The organism is Exiguobacterium sp. MMG028, assembly GCF_027947425.1.
Taxonomy (GTDB): Bacteria; Bacillota; Bacilli; order Exiguobacteriales; family Exiguobacteriaceae; genus Exiguobacterium; species Exiguobacterium aestuarii_A.
In genome coordinates, this window is sequence record NZ_JAQJIN010000002.1 from 103,047 (window position 1) to 128,760 (window position 25,714).

The window sequence follows — 25,714 nt, forward strand, 5'->3', positions numbered from 1 at the left end:
AAACGGTCGCCCTCTATGGACGACCGTGATTGTTATGAAATGACCTCTTCTCCAGACTGGTCGATATGGCACTCGCCCCAGGCGCACATGGCGTCTAAAATCGGTTTAAGTGACCATCCATACTCTGAGAGTGAGTAGATGACTTTCGGTGGAACTTGTTCGTACACCGTACGCACGACGACCCCGTCCGCTTCAAGCTCACGCAATTGTTGGGTGAGCATCTTCTGGGTGATGTTCGGCATGAGTTTACGCAGCTCACTCGTCCGACGCTCTCCTTTGATCAAGTGACACATGATGACGACTTTCCATTTACCGCCGATGACGTCAAGTGTCGCTTCGACCGGAATGTTATATGGCATATCAGTTCCTCCATTTCTCCCATAGGCACTTTTTGGTGCCTACCGCACTAAAAAGTACGTACTTCTCAAACGGTTTTCATGCCTTTATGATAACGACTATAGCAAATCTATACAAGTTCATTTTGCTTGTAACATCCTCTTGAGACGGTAAGGTACTTTTTTGACCGTACTGAACAATAGAGGAAAGTGAAATGTCTTTGCTATCCGGAGACGAAGGGCCCTCGTCTTCCACATCAATTTTTATTAACTAGGAGGAACTACTCATGAATCAACCTTATTCACAACCTGTTGAAGAACAGGCACCTAAAAATGGAGGATTGGCGTTACTCGCTCTCGCCATCAGTGCTTTCGGCATCGGGACGACCGAGTTCGTCCCGGTCGGTCTTCTCGCATCCATCGCAAGTGATTTAAACATCGGCATCACACTCGCGGGTCTCATTATCTCGGGATACGCAATCGGCGTCGCCGTCGGTGCACCGATTTTGACGGCACTCACAAACCGAATGAACCGTAAGACGTTACTCATGGCACTCATGGTCGTCTTTATCGGCGGAAACTTGGTCTCGTCCATGTCGACCAGCTTTGAACTGTTGATTGTCGCCCGATTTATCACCGCGTTCTCGCATGGTGTCTTCTTCTCAATTGGGGCAACGATTGCCGTACAACTCGTACCACCGCATAAAAAAGCGAGTGCCATCGCACTCATGTTCACAGGTTTAACCGTCGCAACCGTTACAGGCGTCCCACTCGGTACCTTCATCGGACAAGCGTTCGGATGGCGTGCCACATTCTTCGCCGTCGCAGCACTCGGTGTCGTTTCAATCATCGCAAGCTTCTTCTTGATCCCGAAAGATTTGAAACAATCACCACCAGCGAAGTTCTCTGATATGAAGAAATTACTCACGAACGGTCGTCTCATGCTCGGATTCTTAATCACAGCACTCGGTTACGGCGGAACGTTCGTCGCGTTCACGTACTTGACACCCATCATGCAAGACGTGACAAACATCAGCCCGAGCTTGATCAGTGTCGTCTTACTCGTTTACGGAATCGCGGTCGCTATCGGGAACGCGGTCGGCGGAAAACTCGCCAACGAAAACCCGGCGAAAGCATTGTTCTATATGTTCATCGTTCACGCAGCCGTCATGATCATCATGTCGTTCATGATTCCGTTCAAAGTGGCAGGTCTGATCGCCATCGTCTTGATGGGACTTCTCGCCTTCATGAACGTGCCTGGACTTCAGCTGTATATCGTGCAATTGGCTGAAAAATATGTACCGGCTGCTGTCGATGTCGCATCCGCACTCAACATCGCGGCCTTCAACATCGGAATCGCCCTCGGTGCGACAATCGGCGGACTCGTCGCCGATTCAATCGGACTCGTCCACACACCGTGGGTCGGTGGGATCATGGTCATCATCGCCGTCATCTTGACAGCCATCTCTCGTCGTTTGGAAGCAAACTAAGGAGGAAACTATGTTCAACAATCATAAAAGCTACAACCGGATGTATCGGGAGGGCGAGCTCACGCTCGGCCTCCACATCCCTTTAGAAAATTTTAAAATGCGTACCCCGACACTCGAACGTCAAGTCGAACTCGCTCAAAAAGCAGACGACTACGGCTTCACAGCGCTCTGGTTACGGGATGTTCTATTAAAAGACCCGAACTTTTTAGACCCCGCCGTCGGTCAGATTTATGACATGCTGATTTACGGGACACATTTGCTCGGTCAAACGAAAAACATCGCGCTCGGTACGTCCGCGCTCGTCTTACCACTCCGTCATCCCCTTCGTTCAGCGAAGGAAGTCGCGACAATCGAAGCGTTATTCCCAGAACGATTGATTCTTGGGATCTCGTCAGGCGACCGTCGGGCCGACTTCAAAGGACTCGGAGTCGATCATCCGACACGTGGCGATCAGTTCAAAGAATCGCTTCGCGTCATGGAACAGGCTCTCTATAACAACTACCCAACCATTGACTCTCCTTATGGGGAAGTCGAACAGGCAACGCTCGTGCCACGTCCGAAGAAACGGATCCCGACGATGATCACCGGGTTCGCCCAACAAGACATGGACTGGCTTGGGGCAAATGGTGACGGGTGGATGTACTACCCGCAGGCACCTTTCGCGCAACAGCAAGTGCTCGACGCGTGGCGCGCAAGCGGTGAAGCACATGGTCATGCTTTTCGTCCCTTCTCGATGCCGATGCATCTTGACTTGACGCATGACCCAGACGAGCCACCGACGCCGATTCGTCTCGGTTTCCGAATCGGTCGCAATCACTTGATCAAGTTGCTTGAAGCGTATCGCGCGATCGGCGTGAATCATCTCTTCTTCGCCCTCTTCGACGGAGAACGTCCGGCTGAGGAAGTCATCGATGAATTAGGAGAATATGTGTTACCCCATTTTCCACCACTTGATTAAAGAAAGGTGAGATTACATGGATTATCAAGTCATCACAGACGCCGCATCAATCCGCTATATGCACCGTGCGGATAAGATACTCCCCGTCTCTGGTGCATTCACCTGCTTTTTGTACGAGAACGGAGAACGTCATCATTTCTTTAAAGAACGGTTACAAGCCGTGAAACGGAATGCTGTTTCACTACCTGATCTTCGAGAACAACTTCATCGAATGTTTAGTAATGCACGCCACCTTAAACTTGGGATTCTCTATTTGACATCAAATGCTCACTATACAGTCAATTATCAAGAAGCTCTCTTGATTTCAAAAGAGTATGATATCCCGCTCCAAATTATTGATACAAAATCGTTTTTGTATGGACAAGCGTTTATTGTCGAACAAGCGATCGAGTTTCGTAAACGAAGTGTCTCGTTACAAGTCGCAGGTGCAAAACTTCGCGAACTAGTGAAGAGACGGGAAGAATACTTGTGTACACAAGATGAAACCTTTCGTTTCTCAAACAATGTGATGGACGCTGTCAATAAACGACCCGAGCAACTGCTTTGGTCAACTGATTCAACAAAGTTATCCCTAGATTCTTCAGCACGATTGCTAGCATCAGAGAACAATCTTCACTATGGAATTAGCTTTTCAAATGGTCGTCACTCTTAAACGAAAAATCCTTCATTTTCTGAAATGAAGGTTTTTTTTATACCGAGGTGGGTAAACAACTAGTGACTTAAGAAAAGGAGCGTACAATATGGCTACACAAAACAAAGAAGTCGATAAGATCGAACTCTTTTTTGACTTAGTGTTCGTCTTTACATTCATCCAATTGACGTTAAAGCTGGAACATCATTTAGATTTCCATACGTTTTTAGAGGTCTTCGTGCTTTTAGCTCTTATTTGGTATATCTTTGAAGGATATATTTGGTTGACCAATACGACCGAATTGACCGAACGAAATCATCGAATCTTTTTAGCACTCGGCATGGTTGGTTTTATGTTGATTTCAGTCGCTATCCCTGAGGCATACGGAAAAAATGGATTCATTTTTGGATTAGGCTTTTTAAGCATTGTCGCCACTCATTCCCTTTTATTCTTACTCCACAGTAACGATGAAACAAAGAAAGCAATGTCTGCGATTGTACCCTACAATTTAATCTTTGCAATCATCGTCCTTGTCTCCTCTTTATTTAATGGGGACATACGACTAATTGTATGGGGGATTGTCGCAGCAGTTGCCGTTTTGGGACCACTCGTTCAGAAAAATAAAGGACAGTTTGCCGTTTCTCCTTGGCACTTCTTAGAGCGACATTACCTGATCCTTGTTATCGCTTTAGGTGAAACAATTGCGTCGACCGGTAGAGCCGCCATTGATGAAGATTTAACCTCTGATGTCGTCTTGACGATGGTACTCGCTCTCGGTTTGACCGTATTATTATGGTACTCCTACGTCAAAGATGATACAGAGCGAGAAGAACAGTTTCACGAGATGGATATCAATAGACGAGACCAAGCTGCGAAAGCCGGATTTTATTGGTCCCACTTCGCGATGTTCCTCGGCATTATCTTACTCGCCGTCGTGAAGATTGCAATCATACATGACCCGATGCAAACGCTCGATTTGGCACATCGGATCACGTTGTATGTCTCCATCGTCCTGTTTGGATATGGCGTCATTTACTTTAACCGTCTCTTCTTCAAAGTGTCGTGGAAGCGACTCATGACTCTTGCCGTCCTTCTCATCATTCCACTGATTGCCCCTTATTTACCGGCAATCATTCTCTTGCTCGTCATTACATTCATCTACTATATTGCGATGGTTGCTCCTCTTCCGTTCTTGAAAACAAAGCAGAAAGAAACGTAAAACAAGCCAGAACCGGGATTCGGTTCTGGCTTGTTCGTTATCGGACTTCATTCTCCAGTTGTTTCAACTTTGACGAGTAATACTCGATGATGTCACGGCGTCGGATGATACCGATGAAGTATTTACCGTCATCGACGACCGGCACGAAGTTTTGATCCGTGATCGCATCGACGAGTTCTTCGATTTGGGCCGTAATGGATACCGGCTTATAGCGAACGCGTTGCTTGATGTCTTTTAGACGTGTCCGGAGCACTTTTTCATAGTCTTCTTCCCCGCGAAGCTGTTCTGCGAGTGCCCAGAGTAAATCCCCCTCTGTCATCGTCCCGGCGTAAAATCCGTTCTCCGAAACGAGTGGGACAGACGTGAATCGATGATGTTTCATCTTTTCAAGTGCTTGTCGTACCGTTGATTCGGGGTCCAAATATTTGACGTCTTCTTTCGGATATAAAAAGAAAGCGATATTCATTTAAATCTCTCCTCAATCTGTTAATCCACCCCGCTATTGTACCATGAATGGTCAGACAGGTTGAACTAAATCCATGTTCCTATTCTCTCTAATCATCCCCTTTCTCCTAAACGACACAAAAAAACATCGTGATTCTTGTCACAGCGATGTTTCGGTGCTTCAAAAGATTTGGAAGGGAACTCCAATTGATTTATACCCGTTTTAGATGGAACTTATCCGTCCAGACATACAAAAGGCCCCCATGAGGAGACCACAGATTATTGAATAAACTGCAACAGTGTATCGTTAAATTTCTCTCGTTCATCAAGTACCGTACCGTGCCCGCTCTCTTCAAAACGTTCAATCCGAGCATTCGGAATGCCCTGCTTCATCTGTTCTGCAAACTCAAACGGACAGATTTGATCATGTACGCCATGAATGATTAACGTCTCTACGTCAATCTTCGGCAAGGCATCGCGCAAATCTTCGTCTCGGAGCGCTTTTGCCGAGGCAATCGTTCCGTGACTCGAGGCCACGAGCGCAAGATGGTGAAACCAGTTTTGCAGCGGGTTTGAATGTTCTTTCTCGAAGAAGATTTCCCCGAACCCTTCGAGCATCTTCGGTCGGTCGGCTCGTGTATCGTCGATCAACGCATCGACTTCATCCGTCGTCATGCCGTATGGATAGTCTGAACGTTGTGTGAAAATCGGTGCCGCCGCTCCCGCTAACACTAACTTTTTCAGACCGTCCTCTTTATAATCGGCCGCGTAACGAACAGCAATCGCGCCACCCATCGAGAATCCGACAAGTGTGAAGTCTTTCAAACCAAGACCGTAGACGACCATGTGCACATCTGATGCCATCGTCTCATAATCATACCCTGTCGCTGGTGCATCAGATTTCCCGTATCCCCGGAAGTCAATCCCGATATAGCGATAGCCTGCTTCAACGAGCGCGTTCTTCTGATACTCGAACATGTTGTTATTCGCCGGCCAACCGTGTAAGAAGACAATCGGCTCCCCAGAACCGACATCCTCCACATATAAATTTGTCCCGTCATGCGCTGTAATGTATCCCATCATCCAACCTCCACATTTTTTATTAATCGTAAATACTCACAACCTACTTGTTCCCGTTTCCGAATCCTAAAAACCAACTCATGTGTCACGCCAGAGCGATTCTCCTTTTAAGTAACCTTCAATGGCTTTTGCCCCTTCCCGTAACACCGCTTCCCGCCAAGCCGGGTCGTCTGGATAAAACATCGCCATGAACTCGTTTTGAATCCCGTTACGCGCTTCGGGATCTTTCGTTCCTTCAAAGTACAGACGATTCTCCAAAATGATCGTCAAAAATTCGCGGATGGAGGCTTTCGTCGATGTTCCGAACGTCCCAAATTCAAATAAGGCAGAGACGAGCTCCTTGTCTGGATACTCCGTGTCTCTTACATAGTAGAAGTGGTTCGTCGAGTCCCCGAGCACTTCATCGGGGTCATACACTTTCACATTGTCGAGACCATACACCTGTTTCAACTCGTCTTCTTTGCGACCGTCTCGCTTACTGATGACCATCGTCACTTCGTTTGTCGGGCCGAGTGCGGTATGCCAGTCGAGATGGACCACTTTCTCGTAGCGCCCAAGTAGATCATGTTGAATCCCTTTTAAGAAGATGGCTGACGGTTCGTCTTTTTCTCCGCCATAGTACACACCTTTCGGGAATTGGTACTGTCCCATTCCCTTTGCTCCACTCATCGCTTTGAACCCATCGAGTTTAATCCCAGAGCCGAGGAATGAATAAATCTGTTCTCGCGCTTCATGGTAGTCGTCAATCACTCCGTCCGGTACGAAGAGATGGCGCATCAGCTCATATTCACGATTTACGTTATATGGAACAGATTCACGATCGATGACATAGTTTCGGTTTAAATCGACATTATGCTCATTGACCCGACGGAAGTGTTTCATTCCCCACGGATTGACGGCATGGATGAGACAAATGCCTGTCGTTTCATGTCGCAGTTGTGGCAATTGTGTTTGAACAAATTGATGCGTCACCGCGGCACCTGCATATCCTTCAATCCCATGTTCTCCGATGGTCATAAGAAGCATCGCTTTCCGATCTCGTTTCGGTTCGCCTAAGATGATGTCGATCCTTTCGTCCGCAATCGAATGCGTCAACAACTCCGCTTTCGGATAATATCGTTTCACCTTCGACAACAAGTTGATGAACTTCTCTCGCGACTCTTCATAGGATGATGAAAAATACTGGCTCATCGCACTCTCCTCCAATCTTTTCTCTATACTCCATTCCCATCCTACGACAATCTAAAAACGCCTCCTGAAAGAGGAGACGTTTTAAGTCAAGGCGTTCGGATTCGTTTCGTATGTTGACGCCGGAACGCCATCACGTAGAAGATCGGCCCAATCAAGACGGCACCGAATAACCAATAGAGACCCGCGTTCGCATACAATCCTTCAAACGAACGGAACACCCAGGCGAGGACCGTGAACGCGACGATCAACTCGACGGTCCACAACAATCCACGGCGAACCGCTAGGAGAATCGTATTCGTTTTTTGGAAAAAGGCTGCGACGAAAGCAATCAGAAATGCTGGGAAACTCGAGAGCCACAACATGCGATTGAGTGAGGACTCGGCAAAGTATGAGTTTCCGAGAGAGACGGTGATGAGGAAGTGCACCAAAATAACGAGCAAGACGACCATCCATCCGACGAACACATCACGTTCCATTTTTTTCATCACAACCAGCTCCCTTTCTAAAGAATTGAATACTTAGTACTTACCCGTTTTTTGAAGCCAATAAATATTACTTACTTGTCCTATTCGACATTTTTCTTACTCTGTCGAACGATTTATTAATATAATTTATGGTATTTTTCCCATATTCTTATTTGGATATAGTACAGTGGGTAACTGTTGGGTTTGATAAATTTTAAAAAGAAGTGAGTTGATTTTTCGTTATGTTGAAAAAATTGTTAAGTGGTCTTTATATCGCTTTTGGCGTAATTCTATTATTTTTTGGATTTGGTGCAATATCTGATGGGTTATTCTTTACGGGTCTTATTTTCTTAGCAGGACTGTATCCTCTTGCTAAATTGATTCTTCGACAGGGATCCACTCGAAAGATGGCCTTTTCAGCAATTGGATCATTCGTTATCGGGTTTATCGCATTGATGATTTTCTTACCGACTGAGCCGACTGAGCCGACTGCATCTTCTTCTGAAGTAGCGGTTGCAGAAGAAGATGCAAAAGCAGAGAAACCAGAGCCAGAACTGACAGAAGAGGAAAAAGTTGCATTAGCTGAAAAAGAAGCAAAAGAAAAGCAAGAAGCTGCGGAAGAGGCAAAACGGAAAGCGGAAGAAGAGGCGAAGCAAGCGGCAGCTGAGGAAGCTGAACGTAAAAAACGCGAAGCACAGGAAGCAAAAGAAAAAGAAGAATCATTCGCAAACTCTACAATCGAGTTCAAACATCTAAACAAGGGTGCGGATCGCTATGCGGGTGAAGCAGTTCGATTTAAAGGCGAAATTGTACAGATCCAGGAAGACGGCGAAGGTTCTACCATTCGTCTAGCCGTTACACAAACTTCATATGGATGGAGTCCAAATGATATTATCATGCTTTATTATCCTGAACTGACAGATTTCTTTACGGATGACGTCGTAACGATTGATGGTTATGTAGTCGGTGATTACACTTATACCTCACAAGCCGGATGGGACATTACAGTACCGTTAATTAATGCAGAACAAGTGTATTGAATAGATTACAAAAAGAGAGATCGCTAACGTGATTAGCGATCTCTCTTTTTCAATTCACCAACTCCCGTGCCCATACTTTCGCACGTTCGAGCTCGCCTTTCTTAAGCATCTCCGTCTCCCCGTCAACTAAGAACGATTCTTTCTGAACGTTCGTTGCGCCTTTTTCAATCATTTCCCCTTCGACACGGTTGACCGCATGACCGAACCAGTCGATGATTTTACCGAGAATCGGATTTTGCTTCTCTTTGATGACACTCGTATCAAACGCTGCCGTCCGCTTCCCGCGAAGGGCATTGTCCGAGATACCGTCTAGAAACACTTTAATGTCTTCCGTCTCATAACCCCCATGTGTCGGTGAACCGATGACGACAAGGTCGACGTGCGCCAAGTCACTCAGACCGATATTCAACACATGTTCCATGCGTGCCTCATGCTCTTTCGAAAGTTCTTCCTGCATCGCATGGGCAATCTTTTCTGTATGACCATACAACGAATCAAAGATAATCAAAATGTTCATGATGAATCCCCCTTTGCCGAACGTCTCTTTATCTCCTTCCCATTCCAATGTTCGTTCATGCATCTTTTTTGTACAGCGAACTTCGCTTGAAGAGTGTCCAACTCACCATAACAACACCGAGTACGAGCAAGATATAGCCGAAGAATGTGACAAAGTCGCGCGTGTGGTAGGGTGCTTCGAATCGGTATTCCGCCCGTTTCCATTCCGAGCCGTCCTCGACCGCAATGACGTCTTCAACGGGCTCCCCGACGACTTCACGATACACCGTCCCGATCGGATATCCGTTCGAAGCATTCCCGTAGTAACGTCCCGTCTCATCGTTGACCGTTGTTTCTACTTCACCAATCACGTCACCGAGCGAATCCTCATCTATTATCGTATCAAGCACTTCATATGCATTTCGGTCGAACACGACAAATATATATGCGTAGGAAAGTGCGGATACAGGAAGCGCAATCGATATAGCGAAAAGAGTCAGGATCATGGATTGCCTCATTTGAGACTCCAGACGAACGTGGCAGTGTCGCTCACATCAATGTCATCCGGTTCGATTTCTGGCATCCGTGATTCGGAATAGACGACGTCCTGACTATAGAGGACGCTCGTTGGTGAGAATACGTGAATCTCTCCCCACGTGTAGTCAATCTGAAGCAAGTCTCCTAACGTTGCGCCTGCTCCATTTGCGAGAAGTTCCGCTCGTTTCTTTGCATTTTCCGCTGCGTTCACTAACAGCTGATCTTCAATCGCGTTCGGGTCTTTCATCGTGAAGCGAATCGATAGCACTGGATTCGCCCGGGATTGACTGATTTGTTCGATGGCATCAGACAGTTTGGACGTATCTAGCGGAAACTCGAGTCTCGTCTTCTGTTTGCAGACATAACCGACAAAGCGTGACCGATAATTGTTATGTTTATCGTGATATCTTTCATACTCCGTGTCGATCGAAAAATCACTCGTCTTCAGGTCCTTCTTTTCAAATCCTGCGCGCACGATGGCCTTTTGAAGCTGCGCCACGGCGTTCGCTGCCTCAGTCATCGTCTCTTCATATCGTGGTGCTTTTGTGACAAGGTCCATATGAATCACAATCAAATCTGGTCGAGACGAGACATTTCCTGTTCCTTTTACCGTAATCGTACGTTCCATATCGTTCACCCTCCTAATTATATGAGATGTAGATTATTCTGATGCATTGAATCGTGAGATCATCCAACGTTCTATTCCATCTAAAGAATGCATATCTTGCAATGACGGATAGGCGTCCCGCTCAAACAACAATCCATTCGGAGTATCTAAAAACAGATAATGTTCCCCGTCCGGAAAACCGTAATCCGCAATATCTTTCAGTCGAAGCGTGGCCTCGTTTTGTTCCCAGATGAATTCGTCATCATATGGAATCGGCATAAAGATGCCCTCCATCCCTTGACGTACGTGTGAAATGACGCTCGTATGCTCTGTCTGTTCCATTCCTCCGATTGCATCGGCACGAACAACCAGTTCTTGCCCGACTTGCACATCCCCCCGATACACATCTGACACATGGATCGTGATGAGGGACTGATATTCGGTCTCCCCGTTGAAATCAATCTCAATGTGCTGGATGTTCGAGACCGTTCCTCTGATCACGACCGGACTCCACCGCGAAAAGAGTTCATCCTCTGTCATGTCCATCAAGTTTTCCTGGGAAGTACCTTGCCTTATTTCTGATTCATCAACGATATGAACCGAGTTTGCCGTCGAATCCGTGGATAGCGGCATACGTTCATTCCAGATATTCGATGTGAAGAGCATGAATCCCGCAGCGGTGGCGAGTACCAGTCCTGCCCCCCATTTGAATCGTCGATAAGGTCTTCGCTCTATCATCATGGATTCCTCTATAAAGCGGTCATCCACTTCCCCAATTAGTTGAAGCAACTGTTCATTCTTCATACGCGAATCCCTTCTGCTTCAAGCGCTCGCTGTAGCGCATCACGCGTTCGCTTCAGCGTCATTTTGACATGGCTCTCCCCGAGTTGATGGTTCTTCGCAATTTCTTGAATCGAGTGAAGATAAAAATAACGTTGCATGAACATCATTCTCGTCTGTCGAGGAAGGTCTGCAAGAAATGCATTTAACAGGTCGACGATATCTTCGTCTTTCATCGACATCGTGAGGACATGTTCTAGTTCTTCATAGACGAGTGGTACTTGTCCACCACCCCGTTTTTTCGCATGATTCTTCTTATAGCGTTGCAATGAAAGATTCCGAACAATCTTCGTCAAATACGCCCCGAGTCGAAACGGACGTGTCGGCGGAATTGATTCCCATGCTTTCATATATAAATCATTCAGACACTCTTCCGTATCTTCATGATTTTGTAGAATGTTATAGGAAACACGATGACAATAGCTTCCGTATTTCTTCTTCGTCGCGACAATCGCATACTCCGATCGCTCCCAGTACCAATCGATGATGACCTGGTCATCCATCCAGTTACCCCCTTCGTATAACCCCTCTATACCTATAGATCCCAATCTCATATCATCCGTCACAATTTATCAAAAAAACCTCGTCATCGAGACGAGGAATGTTCATCTTATTCATTATTTCTTCCAAATCGATACGGCAAGTCCTCCGATATAGCCAACCATCGCTCCGCTCGCGATGCCGTATGTCAGCTGTATATCGAAGAAAAACGAGAGGATTACACCGAGTGTTGTCCCCGCAATCAATCCAAAACAAATGATACAGTCCTTCCATTCTCGTGAATCCATCTTGCTCCTCCTTACCCATCCGCTCAATCTGACGACTTCATCTCTCCAATTGCTTTAAGACCTTTTAGTGTCCTGACTTTTCGTGTGTGATGCTGGACGGCATAGGCCAACATCGCGACGACACCTATGTTCAATAAGATGGTCCACTGCGCATATGGATTGGAAAAATTCGCTACCACCACAACAAAGTTGGCGAGTCCCACTGCGCCATACAGTTGGATGATTCGTTTTTCTCGCTGAATCATCGAGTCAAAATCCGAATACAATTGGAACGGCCCGTCACTCGTTCGTTTTCGTAAGAAGATCCACCGATACGACGTGTCGACCACTTCGATGCCCACTTCATCCAGGAATGCCATATACGCCTTCGACTCGGGGTGCGAAGGTAAGTTGGATAACAATTCGATTCGATACGTGTACGTCTCAGGTTCGACTTGTTTGAACACATATCGCATCAAACGAAAGGATTCGAGCGCCCATCCGGTTTGAGCCATCTCATTGAGCCATTTCTCTTCCTTCTCATAATCAACAAATATGCGATAGACCGTTTTCGTCTTCATGTGTCCAACTCCTTTGTCCACTCATGACCGTGCCGCACCAATTCTTCCAATCGTTTTAATTCAATCTGAAGTGCTTCTCGACCAGCATCGGTGATTTCGTACTCTTTTTTCCGTCCCGTTCCTTCAAGTGCTTGAATCCAACCTCTTTCAACCAAACTACTGAGAGCCCCATATAACGTACCGGGTGCGAGATGAACTCGCCCATGACTCAACTCCTGGACAAACTGCATCATGCCGTACCCGTGCTTCGGAACTTGAAGGGACAATAATATATAATAAACCGCCTCGGTTAGTGCGCCTGTATTCGACTGTTGTGTCACGTATCCTTCTCCTTTATATCGTGTTTCGTTATATCGTCATCCGATATATTAAAATTATCCTATTTTGGTCAAAAAATCAATAAAATCCTGTCTGCATCCATTGCAGACAGGATCATGTTTTAAATAATGTAAGGGCAAGATCACGTTGTTGATCCGATTGCATAAGCGATGATTGAGCATCTGAACGAAACAGTCCCATGACTGTCGACTGAAAGTCCCAATACGTAAATCCAATGCCCGCTTCATTTAATAATGTGATGACATCATTCACGTAAGCCAAACCACCTCGCCCATCTTCAAAACAATGATGAATCAAACCGAACTCGCTGATGAAAATCGGGACCTCATGCATCACTCGTAATTGAAGAAGCGGTTCGAGCTGTTTAGCAAGATATGACCGACAGCGTGGCATATAACCTGCAAGTGTAGGCTCTAAAAGAGAACGATCCGGATAAACGCCACCTTCTTCATGAACACCAACCCACTCCGCATACTGATGCGTATACGAAAAAGGATCGTAAAAGTGAAGGTCATACATCACATTCGGGTTATCCAGCAAAATCCAGTCTCTCAACAGGCCGTCGTGTTTCATACCATCCGTACCATAACATGGCGCGACAATGAAAATACGTTTCGAATCGAGAGCATGTAGTTCGTTCACAGTCGACTGAAGTAATTGACGATATGTTTCTCCAGTCCCATCGATTGTGGCGGGAGCATTGAATAAATCGAACGCTGCTATCGCCTCACCACGTGTCGTTCCTTTATAACGTGTCAGTAACGTCTGCCAAATCCAACGAAATCGTTCCTGTTTCGAGAGATCGCTCCAAAGTGAATAATCGGGTTCTGGACGATCGTCCATCCAGTCCGCTCCCGGCGGCAAAATTAGGCAAAGGATGACGTACAACCCGTTCGCTTGAGCGAAATCAAGTTGTCGATCTAACCATTCAAGGCCGGCTGTTTCCTCTAAAAACGGTTCACGTTCAATCAGGCGAGCATGGAACGTGAGACGCACGGCATTTGCTCCTACTTCTCGCATGACACGATATGGCTCGTCCGTTGGATACAGTTCCGTAACTACTTGTGTCGGCTCCCAATATAAAGCCGTCAACGTGAAACCACGCAACCGAACAACGTCTCCTGCCGCATTGACTAAATGTTGTCCTTGAACGTGTAGCATTTGCTTTCCTCCCTTTTTCACTCTCCTGTTCTCATTCGTCCCATAAATAACTTTTCCTGCAAAAAAAAGATACGAGTACGCCTCGTATCCAATAAGCTTATTCGGCAGCCAGCGCTGCCTCTTCTTCGTGATATTTCTCGACGAAGGCATCAAGCAACGCCCGTACCTCGTCCGTCGATTTCGTTTCCATCAGATTATGACGGAGTTCGCTCGCCCCGCGGAATCCTTTGACATAAATCTTGAAGAAACGATGCAAGTTCGAAATCGAACGTGGCACGTCTTCTTGGAATTTGTCTTGAAGGTCCAGTTGCAGACGCAATAGATCGAGATGTTCTTCCATCGAGTGTTCGCGCGGCTCTTTCTCGAATGCGAACGGGTTTTTGAAAATACCACGACCAATCATGACACCATCGACCCCGTACTTCTCAACGAGCTCGAGTCCCATTTGACGGTCGAGGATATCTCCGTTGATGGTGATGAGCGTATCCGGTGCAATCTCGTCACGCAACTTCACGATATCCGGGATCATCTCCCAGTGCGCGTCGACTTTACTCATCTCGTTGCGCGTGCGCAAGTGAATCGACAAGTTGGCGATGTCTTGTTTCAAGAGATGCGTCAACCAGTCGCGCCACTCGTCGAGCTTCGCGAAACCGAGACGCGTCTTGACACTGACCGGGATGCCGCCGGCTTTCGCCGCTTGAATGAGCTCAGCCGCAACGTCAGGACGGAGAATGAGTCCGCTCCCTTTTCCTCGTTTTGCAACGTTTGGAACCGGGCAACCCATGTTGATGTCGAGACCTTTATAGCCCATCTCGGCCATACCGATACTCATCTGACGGAAATATTCCGGATTGTCTCCCCAGATGTGGGCGACCATCGGCTGCTCGTCTTCCGTGAATGTCAAACGGCCACGAAGGCTGCCTTTCCCTTCAGGATGGCAATAACTGTCCGAGTTCGCAAATTCTGTGAAGAAGACGTCCGGGCGTCCCGCATGAGCGACGACATGACGGAAGACGACATCGGTCACATCTTCCATCGGGGCAAGTATAAAGAATGGACGCGGAAGGTCGCGCCAAAAGTTTTCTTTCATCGTAAAATCAGTTCCTTTCATCCATACAGTCCAACAAAATCACTCATCTATTCTATTATGTCTGTCGGATTGTATCAACTGACATTACTCATGATTCGTTTCTTTCGAACGAATGAGCTGAAAAAAGTGTGGGAATCCTTCGGTCAACAAATAATGAAGCACACGATTCGTGTATTCCAGTTCGATCGTTCCCGTCCGGAGTAGCGTCTGGAGGACCATTCCATCAATTCCGGCCATCGTCCACGTGGCGACCGCCCGAGTCATCGGTCCTTGTTCGACACCATAGGCTCGTACAAAAATCGCCTCAATTCGTATGATCCAGTCTTCATACTTCTCTTTGAATTTCTGTTGAATGTCCTCATTCCCAATCATCGCTTCATGGGCAAGATAAAACTGGAGTCGGCTCTCCGCATCTTTTTGAAGGCGCTCCTGCATGCCTTCGTAGATTTCTTGGATGATCACCGCCGCCTCTTTTCGATCGTCATGGGAAACGGTCTCAATGCGTTTGACTTCTCCAAGCCCCTCATCCATTACGTCATAAAGAATCGCTTCTTTGGACGTATAGTAATGATAAATCGCGCCCGTACTGAATCCGGCTCGCTCTGCGATTCCTCGAAGCGTCGTGCCTTTGATGCCTTGTTCGACGATGATTTCACGCGCGGCTTGTAAGATTTTTAACTTCCCTTCGTTCATCATCATCTAGCACCCTCCTCTGTTCTCATCGCTCATTATATCATAATGATGTGGCGAACTTTCGACACTTCCTTGTGAGCTACCAACTCAGATTGACAACGCTCCCAATACATTGTTACAATTTTCACATAAACATAACGAACGTTCGGTATGTTTAGTCATTGCATTTATTTCTGGTCATTTCATTTCGGAAAGGAGTGTCGTTTTATGTTTTTCTTCGAGTCGATTCCTTGGTATAACGTCGTCATGTGGTTCGTCGTACTTGGTCTTTTGATGGGTTTGAACGAGTTCGTCCGCTCTGGAAAACGGGCGAGTCAACTCATGTTCATGGCGTTACCGATTGCATTGACCCCGGTCTGGTTGTTTGTCGTCGATTCCGAAATTACATCCTGGTTCCACTGGGTGAAGGTGTACTCGGCACTCGCCGGCGCACTCATCTACATGGTCATCCGCTTCACAAACTACCATAAGAAACATCCATGGTATTTAGTACTCGTCCCGGCTATTCTTGCCATCAATATCATGGAGGCCGTCATTCGGGAGTTTCAAGTCGGCTTCATGGGATTTGATGGAGTCGTCGATGGAATGACTTACATCTCCGGTGGTTGGAACTATATCAACGCCTTCGCCGGGATTTTGAACATCCTCACGATTTGCGGATGGTTCGGTATCTTCGCGACGTCCGGTAGACGAGTCGATATGATTTGGCCAGACCAGACGAAACTGTGGATCATCGCGTATGGTATTTGGAACATCTCCTACGTCTACTCTTGTGCACCGGGCAATGCATTCTATTCCGGCTTCGCCTTGAACATTGCCGCAACGATTCCTGCTCTTCTTTGGGCGAAAGGGACATGGATGCAAAACCGTGCCCAGACACTATCGATTTGGATGATGTGGGTCATGACCTTCCCTTATTTTTTTGCGGTCGGCAGTACGTTCAACATGAGTGTCTCGTATAATCCAGCAGCGAACTGGACACTCGCACTCATCAGTCTTGTCCTCAACGTCGTGCTCGCCGTCATGCAGGTGTCACGTATTGTTAAACGACGTCTCAACCCGTTGAAAGACGAGCTCTGGACCGATACCGAAGAATACAAGCGAGTCGATGCATTACGTGAAACAGAATCGCCTAATCCAAAGACAGCATGACAACACCCCATAGTAGATGGAATTCGAATTCCGTTACTATGGGGTGTTTTTTATAGGACTCCATTGTAATCGTAGAGAATATAAACACGAAAGGATGATGACAATGATTTTGTGGATCAACGGCGCTTTCGGTTCAGGCAAAACCACATGTGCTAATATACTTCAGAAACAACTGCCGAACGCATTTCTCTATGACCCGGAGCAGGCTGGATTTTTTATTCGGGATCAATTACCAGAGAGCCTCCAACAGCCTGATTTTCAACATCACCCGGAATGGCGAGAGTTCAATTATCGAATGCTTTTGAAAATCGCAACGTCCTTTGATGGGGTTATCCTCGTTCCGATGACACTCGTTGACGCAACGTATGTAGATGAAATCATCGGACGGCTTCAACGGGAAGGCGTCGATGTACGACATATCATTCTCGAAGCAAATCGACGGACACTCGTGAAACGATTGAATAAACGATTCGAGTGGTTCAACTCTTGGGGGAAATCTCAAATCGACCGCTGCCAATCCGCATTCGAATCTGACATCCATGCAGAAAAAATTGTAACGGATTCTCAATCAAAACAAGATGTCGCGAGAGCAGTCGCTCAGCATGTTGGACTTACGCTTTCTTTAAAGTGATTCAGATTCATACATTTGTTCCACGGGTTCGTCTTCCCATTGGATGACGAGCTCGCTTGCATGGGAGAGATTCAACTCCACCGTCTCACATGTCGTATCCGTCAACCACATGCAACGGAATAACAGCTGACGATAACCATACAACTCGTCGACAATCTCGAACCGTCCGTTTTTGACGAACTGACCGAGTTGCCCGATTGGACACACCGAATAGGTCGATTCACCAAAGCGTGTAACGGAAGAAGAATCTCGATCTACGTTCGGAATCGTCACGGTGGCACGTCCTGTCCACACCGCTTCTTTCTTAAACAAATCACGGATCCCATCTTCAAAGACGAGACGGATGGTCGAACCCATGACGGTCACTTCCGTGATGACAGCGTCATGTAAGGAAATCGGGACGCTTCGGTTTCGCATCGTATATTGTTTCATTCAATCCCTCCTTTTCTGAAACACATAATTCTCCACTTGTTTCGTATATCGAGGACCTTTCATCGTCTTCTTCACTTCTGCGATATCGACGTCTTTCCCTTTTGGCAATTGGAAATACTCGTCGAGTCCCGTCTAATCGATTTTATTCGTACTACTCATGACCGCAATCAATTCGAACGTCTCATCAAATCGTGCCAACGTCGCGTCCCCGTGACTATCATTGCAGAGCAAGATGCCGCCCAGCTTCAAATAGTCCTTCGTTGCCTGACCAACAAATCCAGCATATTGCGAGATGATCAAATCGACCGGTTCAATGTCGAGCGGCTGCGTATAATCCTGACCAAAGAATCCAATGGTACACGGCTCATCATATTCTTTTCGTTCATTCACCAATTCCTGTACTATTTCGAGGTTCTTGAAGAAACGAATCGTCCCTTTGAAACTGTCGACATAGATGACGTGACTTCCAGGATAAAGCGCCCGCTTCCCGTCGAAGGTGCTTGCAATCGTTTCGTACACTTGTTTCCGGTCACCAATTTTTTGTGCATACGCCTCATACATGTCTGACACTTGTTCAAGATTCATCTAGATCCTCCTAATATAAATATCCGAGCAAATCGAGCTTCCCTTCCGTCCATCGCTTATCCCCGACCGATCGAACCATAAATTCTTCGAATGACGCCTCCCCAATCCCGCGTGTCGTTTGATTCTCGTCATTGATTTGAAGCCATGTGCATGTATTCGATACAGCGTGAAATCCAATTCGCTCGTAAAGGTCTAGTCGATCTGCGAACAACAAGAGAAAATCGATTGAGTACTCTTCCCCGAGCGCAATGACTTTTTCCATTAGCGCCCGTCCAACGCCACGTCCCCGAACTTCTTCCCTCACACATAAATCGATGATGCCGAGCACGTGAATCGGAGTTCCATCCATATTCATCACACGAAAATCTAATCCGACTTGCCCAATGATTCGTTGATCCTCATACGCAATAAGCCGAAGATGGGGCAATTGCTTAAAGTAGCGACGATTCGGATAAATGGAAGGAAATGAATGCTGTAATAGCTCAATCAGTTCCGTATCCATCGATTCTGAAAGGGTTATCTCGAGGTGTTGCTCGATTCTCATAGCCCCTCTCCATCTTGCTGAATACGTTCGTAGCGGACGATACTGACTCCGTTCGGCATCAGCTGGTGCTCGACTACATCAAGTTGAAGTGGCAAGATGTTTCCATCTGGGAAAAGACGTTTTCCGGAACCAATGATAATCGGATACATGATCAATCGGTATTCATCGATGAGGTCGTTCGCGAGTAACGTGTGTACGAGCTCACTGCTGCCCCATACATGTAAATCCGGTCCGTCCTCTTGTTTGAGTCGTTTCAATGATTCGACCGGGTCTGTCAGAAACGTCGTTGATTTCCATCGTGCATCCTCTGATTGCCGCGTAACTACATATTTTATTGCACGGTTGGCTTCCGGCCAAATGTCATCATGTTTTGGCCAATAACTCGCCCACTGATCATACGTTTTTCGACCAAGCAACAGATCAAACTCACTATGCATCTGCGTTCGAATCCAAATTCCGAGCTCTTGACTTGAAAACGACTTCGTCCACCCTCCATGCATGAAATCCCCACTCATGTCCTCTTCTATTCCACCAGGCGCTTGAATGACACCGTCTAACGACAGATGTTCCAGAACAATGATTTTTCTCATCTCCAACTCCCCTTTCGGCTGTTTGCACAAAAAGCCCCCGATTGAATCAATCGAAGGCATCATACATTCATCTTATTCTACTTTCTCCATCCATGCCACCGTCTCCACATGCGCCGTATGCGGGAACATGTCGACCGGTGTCACTTCCATCAATCGATAACCACGGTCGGCGAGGTAACGCATATCGCGCGCTTGGGTCGCGACGTTGCATGAGACGTATACGATTCGCTTCGGTCCCATCTCGACCATCGTTTCGAGGAATGACTCGGCACATCCTTTACGTGGCGGGTCGACGACGATCACGTCCGGATTCACGCCATCTTTCTTCCACTGTGGGAGCACATCTTCGGCCGCTCCACATGCGTACGTCACGTTATTCATCTCATTGACAAGCGCATTCTGTTTCGCATCCTCAATCGCTTCCGGTACGACTTCAACACCATACACATGAGCCGCCTTCCGAGCGAGGAAGAGACTGATTGTCCCGATGCCACAATACGCATCGACGACCTGTTCTGTTCCTGACAACTGTGCGTACTCCAGTGCCTTCCCGTATAGCTTCTCCGTTTGGACCGGGTTGACTTGGAAGAACGAGTGTGGGGAAATCGTGAACGTGAGTCCTGCGATTTTATCCTCAATCGTCTCATGTCCGTAAAGCAACTTGTTCGTCGCCCCGAGGATGACGTTCGTCTTGTCCGGGTTAACGTTTTGCATGATTGACGTCACGTCTGGGAGACGCTCGACGATGTCCGCGACAATCTCATTCACGCCTTTTAGTTTCGTCGTTTTCGTGATGAGAACGATCATGAGTTCACCCGAATGGTACCCGTAACGGGCCATGACATGACGTATGACCCCACGTCCTGTCTTCTCGTCATACGCCGGCACGCCTCGTGCGTCCAATACATCACGGACGACTTGGATCGCCTTGTCATTACGCTCATCTTGAATCAAACATTCGTTCATCTCGACGATGTCATGCGAACGAGGACGATAGAAGCCCGAGACAAGACGGTCTCCTTCTTGTTTGAACGGGACTTGTGCCTTGTTGCGGTAGCGCCAAGGTTCTGGCATGCCAATCGTGTCATGGACCGGTACATCGAACTGGCCGAGACGCTTCAACGCATCGACGACGCGTTCCCGTTTTTGGCGAAGTTGTCCTTCATAGCTGAAGTGTTGTAGCTGGCAGCCGCCACATTGATAAAAGATCGGGCACGGTGGCTCGACACGGTCGGCACTCGCTTCTTTCACGTTCAACAATCGGGCGAACCCGTACTGCTTGTTCGTCTTCGTCACGACGATTTCGATCGTCTCTCCTGGCAACGCGTTCGGGACGAACAACGTATAGCCATCGACACGCGCCACACCCGCTCCTTCATGGGTCAAGTCGTGCACGTGGACATCGAGACGATCATTCTTTTTCACTGGTAGCATACGAATGCTCCTTCCATTGCAAATAGGAATGACTGATGTCGTCATTCCTATCTTTTCACTCTGCTTTATCGAGCGAAACATTGAACAATTGCTTGATCATCTGTTCGCGTTCATATTGTGCATTCAAATCTTCCATCTCGCGGATCCGGGCGTTCGGTGCGAGCACCGTCAAGTGACGGAACAAGTTCCGCATCTCACCTGTGCACTCCCCGCCATACTCCCCGTCGATGTTCAGACTCATCGGCTCGGTCGTCTTCATCTGGACGCGGCTCGTCTTCACATGTTCGACGAGTGGGCTCGACAAATGTTCCCCGCGGAGGAGAAGACGGACGACATGGATGAATTCAAACAAGTTACATTTCCGAAGGATGAACAAGTCGAACAACCCGTCATTCAACGACGCGTGCGGTGAGATTTTTTCAAATCCACCGACTGAATTCGAGTTCGATGTGAGGAAGACCATGACCTCGCCTTGGAATGTCCCTTCATCGTGCTCGAGTTCGATGTACGTCGGTTTGATGAGTGGCAGTTTCTCCATTCCTTTCACGTAATACGCGAGCTGTCCGAGTGCCGTCTTCAACTTCGATGGCACCTCATACGAGAGCTCGGTCATGATTCCACCGCCGGCGATATTGATGAAGTAGTGGATATCACCTTTCTCGCCTTCGATCTCACCGAGGTCGACCGGCATCTCGAACCCGTCACAAATGACGTCGAGTGCGCCGACGACGCTCAGTGGAATCCGCATCGCCCGGGCAAAGTCGTTCGTCGTCCCGACCGGAATGAGACCGATTGTCGGACGATTCTCAAGCGGTGCGAGCCCTGAGATGACTTCATTCAATGTCCCGTCTCCACCTGCGGCGATGATGAGGTCGAACTCGGCCGCTGAGGCCCGTTTTGCTTCGAGCGTGGCATCACCAATCGCTTTCGTCGCATACGTCGACGTCTCATAACCCGCATCCTCGAGGCGGTTCAAAATGTACGGGAGTTCCCGTTTGATCACTTCTTTACCAGATGTCGGGTTATAAATGACCCGCGCACGTTTCCGTTGCATATTGATTCTCTCCCCTGTGCTCAACTCGAGCGAAAAGCGAGACACAAGTGTCTCGCCGCCTGCTTAGCGTTTCGCGATCTCTTCGTGGAACAAGCCATCGAGGAGTGCCGGGTTCGCCATCCCTTTCGTCTGTTTCATGATTTGCCCGATGATGAAGCCTTTCGCACGGTCTTTCCCGTTCTTAAAGTCTTCGATCATTTGCGGGTGCGCCTCGAACAATTCGAGGATGTAGCCGCGGAGCAAGTTCTCGTCCGAGATTTGGGCGAGACCGTTCGCTTCGACATACGCTTTCGGCTCTGCGCCTTCTTCCATCATCGCTGTGAAGACACGCTTCGCAATCTTCGATGAAATCGTCCCTTCCGCGATCAAGCGGATGAGTTCTGCGAGTGCTTCTGGCGTCAACTTCATCGTTTCGACCGTTTCATTCGACTTGTTCAAGTGACCGAGTACTTCACCCATGAGCCAGTTCGCTGCTGCCTTCGGTTCAGCTCCAGCCGCTGTCGTCGCTTCGAAGAAGTCCGAGAACTCACGCGTCGACGTGAGAGCTTTCGCGTCGTATGCCGAGAGACCGTATTGGCTCATGTAGCGTTCACGACGTGCTGCCGGCATCTCTGGAATCGTCGCGCGAATGCGCTCTTTCCACGCCTCATCGATTTCGAGACGGACGAGGTCCGGTTCTGGGAAGTAGCGGTAGTCCGCTGCCCCTTCTTTGACACGCATGAGAATCGTCTTTTTCGCTGCTTCGTCGTAGCGGAGCGTCTCTTGACGCATGACGCCACCTGAGAGAAGCAATTTACGGTGACGCGTCTCTTCAAAGTCGAGTGCTTTCAAGACGTTCGAGAACGAGTTCAAGTTTTTGAGCTCCGTCTTCGTCCCGAACTTCTCTTGCCCGTATGGACGGACCGAGATGTTACAGTCACAGCGAAGCGACCCTTCTTCCATCTTGACGTCCGAGACGCCAGCGAACGAAAGGACCTCTTTCAAACGCTCGAGGTATGCGACCGCATCTTTTGGTGAACGCATATCTGCTTCACTGACAATCTCGATGAGCGGTGAGCCGGTCCGGTTGAAGTCGACGACCGAGTGCTTCTCGCCCGTGTGGTTCATCTTCCCAGCATCTTCTTCCAAGTGCACGCGCTCGATGCGGAATCGTTTCATCTCGCCATCGACTTCGACATCGACGTGGCCGTTTGAACCGATCGGCTTGTCAAACTGCGAGATTTGATACGCTTTTGGCGTGTCTGGGTAGAAGTAGTTCTTACGGTCAAATTTTGTATCTGTCGCAATCTCACAGTTGAGTGCCATCGCCGCTTTGATGGCGAGGTTGACCGCTTCTTCGTTCAATTTAGGCAAGACGCCCGGGTGTCCGAGACAAATCGGACACGTCTGTGTATTCGTTTCGGCACCGTAAGTGCGTGAGCAGCCACACCAAATCTTCGACTTCGTGCTCAGCTCGGCGTGCACCTCGATCCCGATGATCGTTTCAAAGTTCATCGTACGTCCTCCTTAGAGCTGTGGCATCTTGAAACCGCCGTTTGCTTGTTCAAAAGCATGGGCCACGCGGTAAAGTGTTGATTCATCAAAGTAGTTCCCGATAATTTGAAGACCGACCGGAAGACCTTCTGAAAGACCTGCCGGGACCGAGATCGCCGGGATACCGACCAAGTTGACCGGAATCGTCATGATATCGTTCGCATACATCGTGAGCGGATCGTCGAGCTGTTCGCCGAGTTTGAACGCTGTCGTCGGTGCCGTTGGTCCAACGATGGCATCGTACTCTTCGAACACTTTCGCGAAGTCCTGCTTCATGAGGGTACGGACTTGTTGTGCTTTCTTATAGAACGCATCGTAATAACCAGAGCTGAGCGCATACGTCCCAAGCATGATCCGGCGTTTGACCTCGTCACCGAAACCTTGTTCACGCGAATACGTGAACACTTCGTCGAGCGTGTCCGCTTCGGCACGACGTCCGTAACGGATGCCGTCGAAACGAGCCAAGTTCGAAGAGGCTTCCGATGAGGCGAGCAAGTAGTAAGCCGAGAGCGCGTACTTCACAGACGGAATCGAGACCGTCTCAATCGTCGCACCGAGAGACTTGAGCGTCTCAATCGCTTTTTCAATCTGTTCGCGGACACCAGGCGCGACGCCTTCTGCCATGAACTCTTCTGGAAGGGCGAACTTCATCCCCGTCAAATCTTGGTTGAGCGCTGCCGTATAGTCCGGCACCTCAACCTCGGCTGACGTCGAATCCATGTCACAGTGTCCCGCAATCGTATTCAATAAGTAAGCATTGTCTTCAACGGTACGCGTGAGCGGACCAATTTGGTCAAGTGAAGACGCGAAGGCAACGAGGCCGAAGCGTGAGACGAGACCGTATGTCGGTTTCATCCCGACGACACCGCAATACGCGGCTGGTTGACGAATCGAACCACCCGTATCCGAACCGAGGCTAAAGAGGACTTGTCCAGCTGCGACCGATGCCGCTGAACCGCCTGAAGAACCTCCTGGTACACGTGTCGCGTCCCATGGGTTACGGACCGGTTTGAACGCCGAGTTCTCGTTCGATGAACCCATTGCAAACTCGTCCATGTTCAACTTCCCGATTGTGACGGCACCAGCGTCATGAAGACGCTCGACGACTGTCGCATCGTGGGCCGGGACGAAGTTCTCGAGGAACGTCGAGGCACATGTCGTGCGCATCCCTTTTGTGACGATGTTATCTTTCACACCGATTGGAATCCCGAAGAGCGGGTCTTCTGATGTTTTGGCGAGCTCATCCATGCGTTTCGCTTGCTCGAACGCATCTTCATTGAGCGTCAAAAACGCACCGATTTTGTCATCTGTCGCTTCAATCCGGTCGAACGACTCTTTGACGAGGTCCGTGACCGTGACTTCGCCTTCTTTTAATAGCGTATGCAGCTTCGCTACACCGTGGTCAAATAAACTCATGAAAGGCCTCCTTACTCAAAGACCGCAGGGACACGGACTTGACCGTTCTCCCAGTCAGGTGCCATCCGTTCGACTTCCTCACGTGGAAGCGATGGACGAACCTCGTCTTTGCGTAGTACGTTTTTCAAATCTAGGGCATGGGTCGTCGGTTCGACGCCCGTTGTATCCAGCTCATCGAGTTGCTCGGCGAACTCGAGAATTTTTGTCAATTGCTCCGTGAAGTGCGTCACTTCTTCATCCGTGATCGCAAGTCGGGCAAGTCCGGCGACGTGCCGAACTTCAGCTTCTGTAATACGAGCCAAAATTCCCACCTCCAACAGTTTTCAATACATCGTTCATTATCATACCACTTTTTCATAAGACAAAAAAGGAAATCTATCT

General features: G+C 48.2%; 32 protein-coding genes. 7 read left to right on the top strand and 25 right to left on the bottom strand.

Translation table 11 applies throughout. The features are described 5' to 3' along the window. Positions 1-32: 32 nt before the first annotated feature. Positions 33-359: a winged helix-turn-helix transcriptional regulator gene (locus PJK55_RS07790; protein WP_012727011.1), complete on the bottom strand. Its 327-nt coding sequence runs from the start codon at positions 357-359 to the stop codon at positions 33-35. Between the two features lie 263 nt (positions 360-622). Between PJK55_RS07790 and PJK55_RS07795 the strand changes: the two genes are divergently transcribed. From PJK55_RS07795 to PJK55_RS07810, 4 genes are all read left to right on the top strand, one after another. Beyond that, positions 623-1,825: an MFS transporter gene (locus PJK55_RS07795; RefSeq protein WP_271305338.1), complete on the top strand. Its 1,203-nt coding sequence runs from the start codon at positions 623-625 to the stop codon at positions 1,823-1,825. A 10-nt stretch (positions 1,826-1,835) separates the two neighbouring features. Then, the gene (locus PJK55_RS07800) at positions 1,836-2,783 is read left to right on the top strand and encodes an LLM class oxidoreductase (RefSeq protein WP_271305339.1); all 948 of its coding nucleotides are present in this window, start codon (positions 1,836-1,838) and stop codon (positions 2,781-2,783) included. 16 nt (positions 2,784-2,799) lie between these two features. Next, positions 2,800-3,435, top strand: a complete 636-nt coding sequence (locus PJK55_RS07805; protein ID WP_271305340.1) for a DegV family protein — start codon at positions 2,800-2,802, stop codon at positions 3,433-3,435. 88 nt (positions 3,436-3,523) lie between these two features. Then, positions 3,524-4,633 (top strand): low temperature requirement protein A, encoded by a 1,110-nt coding sequence (locus PJK55_RS07810; protein ID WP_271305341.1) that lies wholly within the window; start codon positions 3,524-3,526, stop codon positions 4,631-4,633. Positions 4,634-4,670: 37 nt separating this feature from the next. On the opposite strand, the gene PJK55_RS07815 is transcribed toward PJK55_RS07810, so the two are convergent. From PJK55_RS07815 to PJK55_RS07830, 4 genes are all read right to left on the bottom strand, one after another. After that, positions 4,671-5,099 carry a CBS domain-containing protein gene (locus PJK55_RS07815; protein WP_074033810.1) on the bottom strand — a complete coding sequence of 143 codons (429 nt, stop codon included), beginning with the start codon at positions 5,097-5,099 and terminating at the stop codon, positions 4,671-4,673. Positions 5,100-5,356: 257 nt separating this feature from the next. Further along, entirely contained in the window at positions 5,357-6,160 is an 804-nt protein-coding gene (locus PJK55_RS07820; protein ID WP_271305342.1) for an alpha/beta fold hydrolase, read from the bottom strand. A gap of 75 nt (positions 6,161-6,235) precedes the next feature. Next, positions 6,236-7,348 (bottom strand): M14 family metallopeptidase, encoded by a 1,113-nt coding sequence (locus tag PJK55_RS07825; RefSeq protein WP_271305343.1) that lies wholly within the window; start codon positions 7,346-7,348, stop codon positions 6,236-6,238. Between the two features lie 86 nt (positions 7,349-7,434). Further along, positions 7,435-7,833 carry a hypothetical protein gene (locus PJK55_RS07830; RefSeq protein WP_271305344.1) on the bottom strand — a complete coding sequence of 133 codons (399 nt, stop codon included), beginning with the start codon at positions 7,831-7,833 and terminating at the stop codon, positions 7,435-7,437. 386 nt (positions 7,834-8,219) lie between these two features. Here PJK55_RS07830 and PJK55_RS07835 point away from each other — a divergent pair, with 386 nt between their 5' ends. After that, entirely contained in the window at positions 8,220-8,852 is a 633-nt protein-coding gene (locus PJK55_RS07835) for a hypothetical protein (RefSeq protein WP_271305345.1), read from the top strand. A gap of 49 nt (positions 8,853-8,901) precedes the next feature. Here the strand turns inward: PJK55_RS07835 and PJK55_RS07840 are convergent, their stop codons facing one another. The 11 genes from PJK55_RS07840 to PJK55_RS07890 all read right to left on the bottom strand — a co-directional run bounded on the left by PJK55_RS07840 (position 8,902) and on the right by PJK55_RS07890 (position 15,968). After that, the gene (locus PJK55_RS07840; RefSeq protein WP_271305346.1) at positions 8,902-9,369 is read right to left on the bottom strand and encodes a flavodoxin family protein; all 468 of its coding nucleotides are present in this window, start codon (positions 9,367-9,369) and stop codon (positions 8,902-8,904) included. Positions 9,370-9,424: 55 nt separating this feature from the next. Beyond that, positions 9,425-9,853: a hypothetical protein gene (locus tag PJK55_RS07845; RefSeq protein ID WP_271305347.1), complete on the bottom strand. Its 429-nt coding sequence runs from the start codon at positions 9,851-9,853 to the stop codon at positions 9,425-9,427. An 8-nt stretch (positions 9,854-9,861) separates the two neighbouring features. Further along, positions 9,862-10,512: an SIMPL domain-containing protein gene (locus PJK55_RS07850; RefSeq protein WP_214874698.1), complete on the bottom strand. Its 651-nt coding sequence runs from the start codon at positions 10,510-10,512 to the stop codon at positions 9,862-9,864. A gap of 33 nt (positions 10,513-10,545) precedes the next feature. After that, positions 10,546-11,295 carry a hypothetical protein gene (locus tag PJK55_RS07855; protein ID WP_271305348.1) on the bottom strand — a complete coding sequence of 250 codons (750 nt, stop codon included), beginning with the start codon at positions 11,293-11,295 and terminating at the stop codon, positions 10,546-10,548. After that, positions 11,292-11,834, bottom strand: coding sequence for an RNA polymerase sigma factor (locus PJK55_RS07860; RefSeq protein ID WP_271305349.1), 543 nt, complete (start codon positions 11,832-11,834; stop codon positions 11,292-11,294). Before PJK55_RS07860 ends, PJK55_RS07855 begins: the two co-directional genes overlap by 4 nt. 114 nt (positions 11,835-11,948) lie before the next feature. Further along, positions 11,949-12,119, bottom strand: a complete 171-nt coding sequence (locus tag PJK55_RS07865; RefSeq protein WP_224861835.1) for a hypothetical protein — start codon at positions 12,117-12,119, stop codon at positions 11,949-11,951. Between the two features lie 23 nt (positions 12,120-12,142). Further along, complete coding sequence (locus tag PJK55_RS07870) at positions 12,143-12,679, bottom strand: DUF2812 domain-containing protein (protein WP_271305350.1); 537 nt, start codon at positions 12,677-12,679, stop codon at positions 12,143-12,145. Next, positions 12,676-12,999, bottom strand: coding sequence for a PadR family transcriptional regulator (locus PJK55_RS07875; RefSeq protein WP_271305351.1), 324 nt, complete (start codon positions 12,997-12,999; stop codon positions 12,676-12,678). Before PJK55_RS07875 ends, PJK55_RS07870 begins: the two co-directional genes overlap by 4 nt. Before the next feature lie 112 nt (positions 13,000-13,111). Then, positions 13,112-14,179, bottom strand: coding sequence for a glycoside hydrolase family 5 protein (locus tag PJK55_RS07880; RefSeq protein WP_271305352.1), 1,068 nt, complete (start codon positions 14,177-14,179; stop codon positions 13,112-13,114). A 97-nt stretch (positions 14,180-14,276) separates the two neighbouring features. Further along, entirely contained in the window at positions 14,277-15,269 is a 993-nt protein-coding gene (locus PJK55_RS07885; protein WP_442899505.1) for a tRNA dihydrouridine synthase, read from the bottom strand. 84 nt (positions 15,270-15,353) lie between these two features. Continuing rightward, positions 15,354-15,968 (bottom strand): TetR/AcrR family transcriptional regulator, encoded by a 615-nt coding sequence (locus tag PJK55_RS07890; RefSeq protein ID WP_271305354.1) that lies wholly within the window; start codon positions 15,966-15,968, stop codon positions 15,354-15,356. A gap of 201 nt (positions 15,969-16,169) precedes the next feature. Between PJK55_RS07890 and PJK55_RS07895 the strand changes: the two genes are divergently transcribed. Together PJK55_RS07895 and PJK55_RS07900 are read left to right on the top strand one after the other, a co-directional pair. Further along, on the top strand, positions 16,170-17,114 hold the full coding sequence (locus tag PJK55_RS07895; protein WP_271305355.1) for a DUF5692 family protein: 945 nt from the start codon (positions 16,170-16,172) through the stop codon (positions 17,112-17,114). 103 nt (positions 17,115-17,217) lie between these two features. Further along, on the top strand, positions 17,218-17,745 hold the full coding sequence (locus tag PJK55_RS07900; protein ID WP_271305356.1) for an AAA family ATPase: 528 nt from the start codon (positions 17,218-17,220) through the stop codon (positions 17,743-17,745). Here PJK55_RS07900 and PJK55_RS07905 read toward each other — a convergent pair. The 9 genes from PJK55_RS07905 to gatC form a co-directional block, all read right to left on the bottom strand. Beyond that, positions 17,737-18,177: a hypothetical protein gene (locus tag PJK55_RS07905; RefSeq protein ID WP_271305357.1), complete on the bottom strand. Its 441-nt coding sequence runs from the start codon at positions 18,175-18,177 to the stop codon at positions 17,737-17,739. The two genes, PJK55_RS07900 and PJK55_RS07905, sit on opposite strands and share 9 nt — an antisense overlap. Before the next feature lie 132 nt (positions 18,178-18,309). Then, positions 18,310-18,762, bottom strand: a complete 453-nt coding sequence (locus PJK55_RS07910) for a hypothetical protein (protein ID WP_271305358.1) — start codon at positions 18,760-18,762, stop codon at positions 18,310-18,312. Positions 18,763-18,772: 10 nt separating this feature from the next. Beyond that, a complete protein-coding gene (locus PJK55_RS07915; RefSeq protein ID WP_271305359.1) occupies positions 18,773-19,306 on the bottom strand; it encodes a GNAT family N-acetyltransferase in 534 nt (177 codons plus the stop codon). Further along, positions 19,303-19,896 carry a dihydrofolate reductase family protein gene (locus tag PJK55_RS07920; protein WP_271305360.1) on the bottom strand — a complete coding sequence of 198 codons (594 nt, stop codon included), beginning with the start codon at positions 19,894-19,896 and terminating at the stop codon, positions 19,303-19,305. Before PJK55_RS07920 ends, PJK55_RS07915 begins: the two co-directional genes overlap by 4 nt. A gap of 72 nt (positions 19,897-19,968) precedes the next feature. Next, positions 19,969-21,330 (bottom strand): 23S rRNA (uracil(1939)-C(5))-methyltransferase RlmD, encoded by a 1,362-nt coding sequence (rlmD, locus tag PJK55_RS07925; protein WP_271305361.1) that lies wholly within the window; start codon positions 21,328-21,330, stop codon positions 19,969-19,971. A 55-nt stretch (positions 21,331-21,385) separates the two neighbouring features. After that, positions 21,386-22,384, bottom strand: a complete 999-nt coding sequence (locus PJK55_RS07930; RefSeq protein ID WP_271305362.1) for a diacylglycerol kinase — start codon at positions 22,382-22,384, stop codon at positions 21,386-21,388. 63 nt (positions 22,385-22,447) lie between these two features. Next, positions 22,448-23,878, bottom strand: a complete 1,431-nt coding sequence (gene gatB, locus PJK55_RS07935) for an Asp-tRNA(Asn)/Glu-tRNA(Gln) amidotransferase subunit GatB (protein WP_271305363.1) — start codon at positions 23,876-23,878, stop codon at positions 22,448-22,450. 12 nt (positions 23,879-23,890) lie between these two features. Continuing rightward, positions 23,891-25,333: an Asp-tRNA(Asn)/Glu-tRNA(Gln) amidotransferase subunit GatA gene (gene gatA / locus PJK55_RS07940; protein ID WP_271305364.1), complete on the bottom strand. Its 1,443-nt coding sequence runs from the start codon at positions 25,331-25,333 to the stop codon at positions 23,891-23,893. A gap of 11 nt (positions 25,334-25,344) precedes the next feature. Next, positions 25,345-25,635 (bottom strand): Asp-tRNA(Asn)/Glu-tRNA(Gln) amidotransferase subunit GatC, encoded by a 291-nt coding sequence (gene gatC / locus PJK55_RS07945; RefSeq protein WP_012727041.1) that lies wholly within the window; start codon positions 25,633-25,635, stop codon positions 25,345-25,347. Positions 25,636-25,714: the final 79 nt, after the last annotated feature.

What these genes read in the sequence shown, in the direction of transcription:
- PJK55_RS07810 (WP_271305341.1), top strand. Translation starts at nt 3,524, where the DNA reads ATGGCTACACAAAACAAAGAAGTCGATAAGATCGAACTCTTTTTTGAC.
- PJK55_RS07895 (WP_271305355.1), top strand. Translation starts at nt 16,170, where the DNA reads ATGTTTTTCTTCGAGTCGATTCCTTGGTATAACGTCGTCATGTGGTTC.
- PJK55_RS07915 (WP_271305359.1), bottom strand. Translation starts at nt 19,306, where the DNA reads ATGAGAATCGAGCAACACCTCGAGATAACCCTTTCAGAATCGATGGAT.
- PJK55_RS07865 (WP_224861835.1), bottom strand. Translation starts at nt 12,119, where the DNA reads ATGGATTCACGAGAATGGAAGGACTGTATCATTTGTTTTGGATTGATT.
- PJK55_RS07885 (WP_442899505.1), bottom strand. Translation starts at nt 15,269, where the DNA reads ATGAAAGAAAACTTTTGGCGCGACCTTCCGCGTCCATTCTTTATACTT.
- PJK55_RS07850 (WP_214874698.1), bottom strand. Translation starts at nt 10,512, where the DNA reads ATGGAACGTACGATTACGGTAAAAGGAACAGGAAATGTCTCGTCTCGA.
- PJK55_RS07790 (WP_012727011.1), bottom strand. Translation starts at nt 359, where the DNA reads ATGCCATATAACATTCCGGTCGAAGCGACACTTGACGTCATCGGCGGT.
- PJK55_RS07820 (WP_271305342.1), bottom strand. Translation starts at nt 6,160, where the DNA reads ATGATGGGATACATTACAGCGCATGACGGGACAAATTTATATGTGGAG.
- PJK55_RS07890 (WP_271305354.1), bottom strand. Translation starts at nt 15,968, where the DNA reads ATGATGATGAACGAAGGGAAGTTAAAAATCTTACAAGCCGCGCGTGAA.
- PJK55_RS07825 (WP_271305343.1), bottom strand. Translation starts at nt 7,348, where the DNA reads ATGAGCCAGTATTTTTCATCATCCTATGAAGAGTCGCGAGAGAAGTTC.
- PJK55_RS07870 (WP_271305350.1), bottom strand. Translation starts at nt 12,679, where the DNA reads ATGAAGACGAAAACGGTCTATCGCATATTTGTTGATTATGAGAAGGAA.
- rlmD (WP_271305361.1), bottom strand. Translation starts at nt 21,330, where the DNA reads ATGCTACCAGTGAAAAAGAATGATCGTCTCGATGTCCACGTGCACGAC.
- PJK55_RS07835 (WP_271305345.1), top strand. Translation starts at nt 8,220, where the DNA reads ATGGCCTTTTCAGCAATTGGATCATTCGTTATCGGGTTTATCGCATTG.
- gatA (WP_271305364.1), bottom strand. Translation starts at nt 25,333, where the DNA reads ATGAGTTTATTTGACCACGGTGTAGCGAAGCTGCATACGCTATTAAAA.
- gatB (WP_271305363.1), bottom strand. Translation starts at nt 23,878, where the DNA reads ATGAACTTTGAAACGATCATCGGGATCGAGGTGCACGCCGAGCTGAGC.
- PJK55_RS07795 (WP_271305338.1), top strand. Translation starts at nt 623, where the DNA reads ATGAATCAACCTTATTCACAACCTGTTGAAGAACAGGCACCTAAAAAT.
- PJK55_RS07930 (WP_271305362.1), bottom strand. Translation starts at nt 22,384, where the DNA reads ATGCAACGGAAACGTGCGCGGGTCATTTATAACCCGACATCTGGTAAA.
- PJK55_RS07855 (WP_271305348.1), bottom strand. Translation starts at nt 11,295, where the DNA reads ATGAAGAATGAACAGTTGCTTCAACTAATTGGGGAAGTGGATGACCGC.
- PJK55_RS07840 (WP_271305346.1), bottom strand. Translation starts at nt 9,369, where the DNA reads ATGAACATTTTGATTATCTTTGATTCGTTGTATGGTCATACAGAAAAG.
- PJK55_RS07815 (WP_074033810.1), bottom strand. Translation starts at nt 5,099, where the DNA reads ATGAATATCGCTTTCTTTTTATATCCGAAAGAAGACGTCAAATATTTG.
- PJK55_RS07920 (WP_271305360.1), bottom strand. Translation starts at nt 19,896, where the DNA reads ATGAGAAAAATCATTGTTCTGGAACATCTGTCGTTAGACGGTGTCATT.
- PJK55_RS07830 (WP_271305344.1), bottom strand. Translation starts at nt 7,833, where the DNA reads ATGAAAAAAATGGAACGTGATGTGTTCGTCGGATGGATGGTCGTCTTG.
- PJK55_RS07880 (WP_271305352.1), bottom strand. Translation starts at nt 14,179, where the DNA reads ATGCTACACGTTCAAGGACAACATTTAGTCAATGCGGCAGGAGACGTT.
- PJK55_RS07900 (WP_271305356.1), top strand. Translation starts at nt 17,218, where the DNA reads ATGATTTTGTGGATCAACGGCGCTTTCGGTTCAGGCAAAACCACATGT.
- PJK55_RS07800 (WP_271305339.1), top strand. Translation starts at nt 1,836, where the DNA reads ATGTTCAACAATCATAAAAGCTACAACCGGATGTATCGGGAGGGCGAG.
- PJK55_RS07910 (WP_271305358.1), bottom strand. Translation starts at nt 18,762, where the DNA reads ATGAATCTTGAACAAGTGTCAGACATGTATGAGGCGTATGCACAAAAA.
- PJK55_RS07805 (WP_271305340.1), top strand. Translation starts at nt 2,800, where the DNA reads ATGGATTATCAAGTCATCACAGACGCCGCATCAATCCGCTATATGCAC.
- PJK55_RS07905 (WP_271305357.1), bottom strand. Translation starts at nt 18,177, where the DNA reads ATGAAACAATATACGATGCGAAACCGAAGCGTCCCGATTTCCTTACAT.
- PJK55_RS07845 (WP_271305347.1), bottom strand. Translation starts at nt 9,853, where the DNA reads ATGATCCTGACTCTTTTCGCTATATCGATTGCGCTTCCTGTATCCGCA.
- PJK55_RS07860 (WP_271305349.1), bottom strand. Translation starts at nt 11,834, where the DNA reads ATGGATGACCAGGTCATCATCGATTGGTACTGGGAGCGATCGGAGTAT.